Raw genomic sequence first — 6,501 nt, 5'->3', positions numbered from 1 at the left:
TCCCCCCCCTCCGGTGGCGTGGGGGGTTGCCGACTTGGGGGGTTTTTCTCCCCCCCCCCCCAGGGGGGGGGCGGAAAAAGGCGGGGGGCCCCGCCCCCCCCCCCCCCCCCCCCGCTTCACTCATCGGCAGGGATCAGCAGGTCCCGGCCGGCCGCTCCCGGACCACCAGATCGGTGGATCCGGTGGTCGCGTCCAGCCAGGCGACCTGACGGCCCGCGCCGGCAGCCGGGTAGCTCTGCTCACCGCGGTTGCAGGAGACCCGCTCGCGACGGGAGCCGTCGGTGGTCAGCTGCCACAGCTTGGGCAGCGACTCGTTGCGGTACCGCGTGTCGGGCGTCTGCGCGACCAGCGTCAGCGCGTCCTGCGAGACCGTCAGGTCGGAGGCGATGAAGGCGCCCGGCTTGTGCTCGCTGCTGACGATGAAGGAGCCGCGGCCGTCCAGGCCGGAGCTGATCACCGACGTCAGACCGCCGTCGCTCTCGTCGGTGTCGGCCAGCCAGAACACGTTCTTGCCGTTGATGCCGGTCTGGCCGAGGCTCACCGGCTCGTCGAGCTGTTCGGTCATGACCGCCTTGCCGGTGGCGAGGTCGACGACTTCCACGCCCAGCCGGTAGGAACCGTTCTGCGGGTACAGCTTCGCGTAGGCGATCCTGTTGTCGCTGATCGACGGGAGGGCGGTCAGGGTGTTCCACTTCCGCCCGTCGGTGAAGACCGGGGCCTTGTCGGTGGGCCGCATGTAGCCGACGTGCCGGCCGCCGAGGATGTCGTACTCCTCGAAGACGACCGTGTTCTTCTCCACCCGCAGGCCCGCGACGCCGGTCACCGAGCTGTAGAGGGTCTTGATCGGGCCGCCCGCCACGGGACGGGTGAGGACGTCGACCGAGGTCGGGCCGTACGCCGTCCACACCACGGTCTTGCCGTCGGTCGCGGGGGCGGTGTGGTAACGGCCGTCGTTGGGGCTGATCACCTTGGGGGCACCCTTGCCGTCCAGCCGGCCGGCGTAGACCGAGTAGGGCTCGGAGCCGTCGTCGTTGGACTTGGAGGCCGTCCACCAGCCGCCGCCCGCACCCACTCCGGAATCGGTGGTGTTCAGCTTCCCGAAGAGGGTGTCGGTGTCGATGCCGAGGGCCTGTTCCCAGTCCGGGACGATGCCGTGGGCGTTGAACGACCGCTTGACCACGTTCTGCTGGGTCGAGGTCGCGCCCAGCGCCTTGGCCGCCGCGAGCACCGCGCCCCGGGCCTCGGTGAACCCGTCGATCGGCGTCATGTACTCGGTCACGGCCTTGTACACGATCCGGTCGGCCAGGGCGCCGCCCAGGTCCTCGCGCATGTCCCACAGCGCGCCGGAGAAGATCGTCGAGTTCAGGTGCACGCCGCCGTTGTCGGTGGCGAACGACACGCCCAGGAAGCTCTTCGAGGTGGTGGCCCCGTCGTTGAGGTCGCGCAGGGCGCAGTCGGCGGCCGCCTTCGTGCGGCACAGGTTCTCGCCGATCAGGCCTGCGGCCGGATCGCTCATCGGCGTCCCGCTCGCGGTGACGTCGATCGCGTTGCCGAAGTAGTCCGCCAGGGCCTCGTTCAGGGCGCCGGACTGGCCTGCGTAGACCAGGTTCGCCGTGTGCTCGATGACCCCGTGGGTCATCTCGTGGCCGACGACGTCCGTGTCGGCGGACATCGGCTTGAACTCCGTGTCCCCGTTGCCGTACACCATCTTGGTGCCGTCCCAGAACGCGTTGGCATAGGGCATGCCGTAGTACGTCACGCCGACCAGGGAGTTGACGGCCCCGCCGTTCCCGTCGAGGCTGTCGCGCCCGAAGTTCTTCTTGTAGAAGTCGTAGACCTGGCCCGCGTTCCAGTGGGCGTCCACGGCTCCCGAATCCGTCGCCTCAGCGCCGAAAGAGGTGCTCGGGGAGGAGAACACGGTGATGCCGGAGGGCCACGTGCCCGAGGTCTCCGACACCGACTTGCCACGGGCGTCCCACGTGGCCAGCAGGCTCTTGCTGGTGGCGCGCATGCGGCCCGCGTCCGCGAGGAGGTAGCTGCCGGCCGCCGGGTCGTAGGCGATGTCCAGCGAGGTCGCGGCGCCGCCCAGCCGAGCCCCGGACCCGGTCTCGGGGACCAGGTTCGGCGGAGTGGCCGGCGGGCCGCCCGCCGTCGGGGCCTCGGCGGCCTCGCCGGCCGTCCGGGCCGCGGGGGCCGCCATCGTCTTCAACGCGCTGTACTGGAGCGCCGGATAGCCCGAGCGGGCGTCGACGTACACCTCGTCCACGACCGGCGCCCCGGTGCCGGGCGCGGTGCCCCGCACGGTGACGCGGTAGGCGAGGACACCGCCGCCCTTGGGCAGGACGACGAGCCCCTTGACGTCACCGGTCATGCCGGTGGCCGCCGGATCACCGGACTCGGAACGCGGTGCCCGGTTCTTGTCGAGGGCCGCTCCCAGCCGGCGGGCCGTGGCGGCCACCGCACGGCGGACCGCGACGTCCTCGCTGACCTGGGGGGTGACATCGGTGCTCAGGGCGGTGAAGTAGTGCCCCGAGGTGCCGGTGACCACGCGCTTGCCGTCCTGCTTCTGCATGCGTACGACGTACTGGCCGCCCAGGACGTCGACACCGCGGTGCTTCTGCTGGAGCCGGACCGTCTCGTCCTTGGACCCGGTGGCCGTCGCCGCCAGGGGGACGAGGTCGCTGCCCGCCCGCGGGATCTTGTAGCGGCTCTTGTTCGCGGCGAGGTGCTGCCGTGCCGCGTCGGCCGGGGCGGCCTTGGCGTCGACGGGCTCCCGTATGCCCTCGACGAGCACCGGGGTCGCGGTGTCCTGGCCGGGAACGGCGTTCGAGGGGCCATGGTCCGCGGCCCATGCCGACGATGCCTGCAAGGTCATTGCGGCGGCCAGCAGAACCGCTATTCCTCCGGCGGAGCGGAGCTCTTTCCGCCATATCCGTCGTGCGGTGGGGGTGGGCGCCGACGAACCTGCGCTGAATTCGGGCAAGGGGTCTCCTCAACCATGAGTGCCTGATGCGTAGCTGTGAGTCGTCGCCATGCAAGCGCCGCGGGCGGCTGCCGACCAGAGCCGAGCCCCCCTCAGAAGTGGCCATGCACACTTGTGGGGGCTGTGTGAAGGCGGTCAAAATCCCCCGCATGATCGAAACCGACCCGCACGACCGGACTCCGGCCCGCACGCAGGACGACACCAGGGCGGTGACCCGTACGGCCGCCGACCCGGCCGCCGTACTGCACGGACTCATCCAGCGCCGCCAGGCCCTCCTGCACCAGGAGTCGGCCGACCTGAAGTCCCTGCGCTCCTACGCCGAGCGGCTGGCCCACCGGCTTCCTCCGCAGCCCGCGAGAACTCCCGGACTCCCGGCCGGCGTCGAGATCCTCAACGGCACCGAAGCGGCCGGGGACCGCCTCGACACCATGCTCGAAGCCGCCGAGACGGAGGTCCTGATCCTCGACCGCGCGACACGGACGGCCGGGCCACCCGGCAGCACCGGGGAGGCCGTCAGCACCGCGGAGGCCAGCGGCACCGCGGAGGCCGGCAGCACCGGGGCACTCGGCAGCACCGAGGCGCCCGGCGCGGACCGCATCCGCCGGCTGCTGGCGCGCGGCGTCACCGTACGGTCCGTCACGGACCGGCGTGGCACCGACTTCCCCGACCGGGCGCAGGAGCTGATCGCCCTCACCGGACTCGGCCTCCAGGCCCGCATCGGACAGAGCCTGCCGACCGCCCTGGTGCTCGTGGACCGGCGTACCTGCCTGTTGCCCCCGCTGCCGGGCAACGACGAAGGAGGCGACGGAGCGGCCCTGGTGTTCGGCGACCGCCTGCTGCACCGGGCCGCCCTGCCGCTGTTCGAGTCCCTGTGGGCGCGCGCCACCCCCCTCGGCAGCCCCGGAGGCCCCCTCACCGAGGACCAACGGGAACTGCTCGGGCTGCTCGCCTCCGGCCTGAAGGACGAAACCATCGCCCGCCGGCTCGGCGTGCACGTGCACACCGTCCGCCGGCGGATCACCCGCATGCTGGAGGAACTCGACGCCGACACCCGCTTCCAGGCCGGCGTCCAGGCCGCCATCCGCGGCTGGCTCCGCCCGCACCCCGACCCGGCCGGCGAGCACTTCACCGCATCCGGCGGCCCCGGGCCCACCGCGATGGCGAACGGCTGACCCACAAGGAGGCGAACGGGGCCGGCCCGGGAGCGCTCCGCGCATCCGGCCCTTTCCGAGCCCGCGGTGCCGTCGCCTCCTGCACCATCTGTACGAGCAGTCGACCCACTGCTGCGGCCCGCACTTCGCCGCCGGACCAGCCCCCCCAGGACGGAGCACGGATGCCTTCCTCGGCCGCTCTCATGCAGCCCTTCGCCGAACGGCTGCATACCTTTGTCACCGCCCCCCGGGCCCTCGCGGATCTCCAGCGCTACTTCGGGATCAGCCGGCCCTCCGGCACACCTGCGTACACCGGCGGACGGTTCGAGCACCTGGCGGGCGGGGGAGACCGCCCGGATATCGCCGACCGGATCACTGCGGAGGACCTCGTCGCGGTGCAGACCCTGTCGGTGACCGTTCCGGCGCCTGCCGCACTGGACCTACTGGAGGGCCGTCTCGGAGCGCGGCTGTCCGATCTGCTGCAGGCCGTTCCCCGCGGCATCGACATGGCCGACGCCGAAGCCACCGTCCTGTCCGACGGCTCACCGGCGGACCAGGCCTGGCACCTCCTTCGTGACCAGCCCGATGTCGGCTGGGTGATCGCGGGCAAACTTCTCGCCCGGAAACGCCCGCAGCTGCTGCCGGTCTACGACAAGGTGGTGCGCTGCGCCCTGGGGCGCCCGCGCCCCTCGTTCTGGCTCACGCTGCATGCCGCGCTGCGTGCGGACAACCGTGCCCTGCACCGCCAGTTCCTCGCACTGCGCGAAGCCGCGGGGGTGGCGGAGACGGTGAGTGTGCTGCGGGTGTGCGATGTGGTGGTGTGGATGGGGCACCGGGAAGAACGCCACGCCTGCCCTCGCTGACCCGGCAGCGAGGCGCTGGGGGCCGACCGGTCGGGGCACGAAGCCGTCGGTGCCGCCGTGGATCTCTGCGCCGCACCGGCCCGGCCGTCACTCAGGGTGCGCCACCGCGTCCTTCTGCAGTTCCACCGCTGCCAGCAGGCTCAGCTTCCGCTCCGCCTGGCGCAGCGCCTTCACCGCGGCGACCGAGCCGACGTCCCCCGTGAATCCGGCGGCGGCCAGCCGGGAGCGCACCCAGCGGGCGCGCAGCTGCGTCTCACTTGCGGTGGCGGCGGCTTCGACGAGTGCGGCTGCGCGTTCCAGGCCCGGGCGTTCTTCGGGCGAGGCCTCGTCCAGCGCCTGGCGCAGGGATGCCGCAACCGTGTCCGTGTCACGGATGACCAGTACGAAGCTGTGCTTGGTGTTCATTCCCGGGAATCCAGTCATGGGGATCATCGTGGTGGCCGTATTCCGGGCACGGCAAGGGACTTGAGGAGCAACAGAGGTTCGGCCGCAGGCCGGACACCGGCAGCGCACCGCATCGACCCGGCATCGCCCGGCCCCGTGTGCTGCGTCCTGCCCGAAGGGGCCATTCCGGCAGCGCGTGCCGGCAGCGCGTGCCGGCAGCGCGTGCCGGCAGGGGGAGCCGGCGGGGGGAGCCGGCCGGTCAGGGGTGAGGGTGTGCGCCGAGTGGTGGAGGACCGGCTTGCCGGGGTGCGGGCACTGGTGAAGCATCAGATTACGTGATGTGCCGCCTACGCATCGTGATGCCACGATGCGCGGCGCGTCGTCCTCTGCCTGCCCGCCCGACCCTCATGAGGAGTGGCCATGGAAGACAGCCCGCTTAGCCGCCGACGGCTGCTGTGGGGTGCTGCAGGCGCGGCGGGTACGGCTCTGGCCGCTGTCGGGCTGCCCCGCCTGATGGGGTCCGAGGGGAAGGTGAAGGCTGCGCTGCCGAGACCCGTGCGCAAGGCCGTCGGCGCCGCCGGGCCGCCCGGCAGCCTGCGAACGGACCCCTCGGTGGACTACGCCCCCGCCGTCTGGGTCGAAGCCTCCGAGTCCAACTACACGGCCTCCGACCGTCCCGAAGCGTATCCCATCGAATACGTCGTGATTCACCTGACAACGGACATCTTGCCGGTCATGTTCACCAAGTTCAAGGACCCCGCCGAGAGGGTGTCCGCGCACTACATGATCAGCGCAACCGGCACGCAGATCGCCCAGTGCGTGCGCGAGCGCGACGTGGCCTGGCACTCCGGGAGCGTCTGGTACAACCACCGGAGCATCGGCATCGAGCACGAAGGCTGGACCGACCAGCCTGTTTACACCGGCAAGATGTACGAGGCATCCGCCGTGCTCACGGCCACGATCTGCGCGAAGTACGACGTGCCGGTCGACCGGGACCACATTCTGGGCCACGTCGAGGTCCCGCTGTCCACTCACGACGACCCCGGGACCGCGTGGAACTGGGACAAGTACATGAAGCTCGTCGAGACGGCCCGTCGGCGCATCAGGACCTGACAGCACG

Annotated in this window: 5 protein-coding genes; 3 read left to right on the top strand and 2 right to left on the bottom strand. The window is 71.5% G+C overall.

Annotation, left to right across the window (positions count from 1 at the left end; all coding sequences use genetic code 11):
• Positions 1–133 precede the first annotated feature (133 nt).
• Positions 134–2,875, bottom strand: a complete 2,742-nt coding sequence (locus ACZ4YL_RS31810) for a M4 family metallopeptidase (RefSeq protein ID WP_468121271.1) — start codon at positions 2,873–2,875, stop codon at positions 134–136.
• A 257-nt stretch (positions 2,876–3,132) separates the two neighbouring features.
• On the opposite strand from ACZ4YL_RS31810, the gene ACZ4YL_RS31805 reads away from it, so the two are divergent.
• Together ACZ4YL_RS31805 and ACZ4YL_RS31800 are read left to right on the top strand one after the other, a co-directional pair.
• Positions 3,133–4,155: a helix-turn-helix transcriptional regulator gene (locus tag ACZ4YL_RS31805; RefSeq protein WP_468121270.1), complete on the top strand. Its 1,023-nt coding sequence runs from the start codon at positions 3,133–3,135 to the stop codon at positions 4,153–4,155.
• Between the two features lie 161 nt (positions 4,156–4,316).
• Complete coding sequence (locus ACZ4YL_RS31800) at positions 4,317–4,997, top strand: DUF6308 family protein (RefSeq protein WP_468121269.1); 681 nt, start codon at positions 4,317–4,319, stop codon at positions 4,995–4,997.
• A gap of 87 nt (positions 4,998–5,084) precedes the next feature.
• Here the strand turns inward: ACZ4YL_RS31800 and ACZ4YL_RS31795 are convergent, their stop codons facing one another.
• Positions 5,085–5,420 carry a hypothetical protein gene (locus ACZ4YL_RS31795; RefSeq protein WP_468121268.1) on the bottom strand — a complete coding sequence of 112 codons (336 nt, stop codon included), beginning with the start codon at positions 5,418–5,420 and terminating at the stop codon, positions 5,085–5,087.
• 381 nt (positions 5,421–5,801) lie between these two features.
• On the opposite strand from ACZ4YL_RS31795, the gene ACZ4YL_RS31790 reads away from it, so the two are divergent.
• Positions 5,802–6,494 carry an N-acetylmuramoyl-L-alanine amidase gene (locus ACZ4YL_RS31790; RefSeq protein WP_468121367.1) on the top strand — a complete coding sequence of 231 codons (693 nt, stop codon included), beginning with the start codon at positions 5,802–5,804 and terminating at the stop codon, positions 6,492–6,494.
• Positions 6,495–6,501 lie beyond the last annotated feature (7 nt).

The organism is Streptomyces sp. NPDC030021 (assembly GCF_055574035.1).
This window is presented reverse-complemented; position numbering and strand designations above follow the sequence as displayed.

What these genes read in the sequence shown, in the direction of transcription:
- ACZ4YL_RS31800 (WP_468121269.1), top strand. Translation starts at nt 4,317, where the DNA reads ATGCCTTCCTCGGCCGCTCTCATGCAGCCCTTCGCCGAACGGCTGCAT.
- ACZ4YL_RS31790 (WP_468121367.1), top strand. Translation starts at nt 5,802, where the DNA reads ATGGAAGACAGCCCGCTTAGCCGCCGACGGCTGCTGTGGGGTGCTGCA.
- ACZ4YL_RS31795 (WP_468121268.1), bottom strand. Translation starts at nt 5,420, where the DNA reads ATGACTGGATTCCCGGGAATGAACACCAAGCACAGCTTCGTACTGGTC.
- ACZ4YL_RS31805 (WP_468121270.1), top strand. Translation starts at nt 3,133, where the DNA reads ATGATCGAAACCGACCCGCACGACCGGACTCCGGCCCGCACGCAGGAC.
- ACZ4YL_RS31810 (WP_468121271.1), bottom strand. Translation starts at nt 2,875, where the DNA reads ATGACCTTGCAGGCATCGTCGGCATGGGCCGCGGACCATGGCCCCTCG.